1 rRNA gene (only partly in view) is annotated in these 1,421 nt (G+C 57.9%); it reads right to left on the reverse strand.

What is annotated here, in order from left to right:
* A 23S ribosomal RNA gene (locus AB0P07_RS36670) occupies nt 1-1,276 on the reverse strand; its annotated part reaches 1,382 nt to the left of the window's first position; the annotation flags it as partial.
* Nucleotides 1,277-1,421 lie beyond the last annotated feature (145 nt).

A 1,421-nucleotide genomic window follows, 5' to 3' on the forward strand; every position in this document is an offset into this window, starting at 1 on the left:
GTATGAATGACACGACTTCGGCGGTACGCTTGAGCCCCGCTACATTGTCGGCGCGGAATCACTAGACCAGTGAGCTATTACGCACTCTTTCAAGGGTGGCTGCTTCTAAGCCAACCTCCTGGTTGTCTGTGCGACTCCACATCCTTTCCCACTTAGCGTACGCTTAGGGGCCTTAGTCGATGCTCTGGGCTGTTTCCCTCTCGACCATGGAGCTTATCCCCCACAGTCTCACTGCCGCGCTCTCACTTACCGGCATTCGGAGTTTGGCTAAGGTCAGTAACCCGGTAGGGCCCATCGCCTATCCAGTGCTCTACCTCCGGCAAGAAACACACGACGCTGCACCTAAATGCATTTCGGGGAGAACCAGCTATCACGGAGTTTGATTGGCCTTTCACCCCTAACCACAGGTCATCCCCCAGGTTTTCAACCCTGGTGGGTTCGGTCCTCCACGACCTCTTACAGCCGCTTCAACCTGCCCATGGCTAGATCACTCCGCTTCGGGTCTTGAGCGTGCTACTGAAACCGCCCTGTTCGGACTCGCTTTCGCTACGGCTTCCCCACCCGGGTTAACCTCGCAACACACCGCAAACTCGCAGGCTCATTCTTCAAAAGGCACGCAGTCACGAGACACGTGCAAGCACGTATCCGACGCTCCCACGGCTTGTAGGCACACGGTTTCAGGTACTATTTCACTCCGCTCCCGCGGTACTTTTCACCATTCCCTCACGGTACTATCCGCTATCGGTCACCAGGGAATATTTAGGCTTAGCGGGTGGTCCCGCCAGATTCACACGGGATTTCTCGGGCCCCGTGCTACTTGGGTGTCTCACAAGCAAGCCGCTGATGTTTCGACTACGGGGGTCTTACCCTCTACGCCGGACCTTTCGCATGTCCTTCGCCTACATCAACGGTTTCTGACTCGCCCTGTTGCCGGCAGACAACAGAAGTGAGATCCCACAACCCCGCACACGCAACCCCTGCCGGGTCTCACACGTATACGGTTTAGCCTCATCCGGTTTCGCTCGCCACTACTCCCGGAATCACGGTTGTTTTCTCTTCCTGCGGGTACTGAGATGTTTCACTTCCCCGCGTTCCCTCCACACTGCCTATGTGTTCAGCAGCGGGTGACAGCCCATGACGACTGCCGGGTTTCCCCATTCGGACACCCCCGGATCAAAGCCTGGTTGACGACTCCCCGGGGCCTATCGTGGCCTCCCACGTCCTTCATCGGTTCCTGGTGCCAAGGCATCCACCGTGCGCCCTTAAAAACTTGGCCACAGATGCTCGCGTCCACTGTGCAGTTCTCAAACAACGACCAACCACCCATCACCCCGGAACCTACATCCCGAGTGCACTGGGGCCGGCAACCGAAGACCCAGCCTCACGGCCGTGCCCTCAGACACCCAACAGCGTGCCCGACA

Origin of the sequence: Streptomyces sp. NPDC085944, from assembly GCF_040686295.1 — a bacterium.
Classification (GTDB): domain Bacteria; phylum Actinomycetota; class Actinomycetes; order Streptomycetales; family Streptomycetaceae; genus Streptomyces; species Streptomyces salinarius.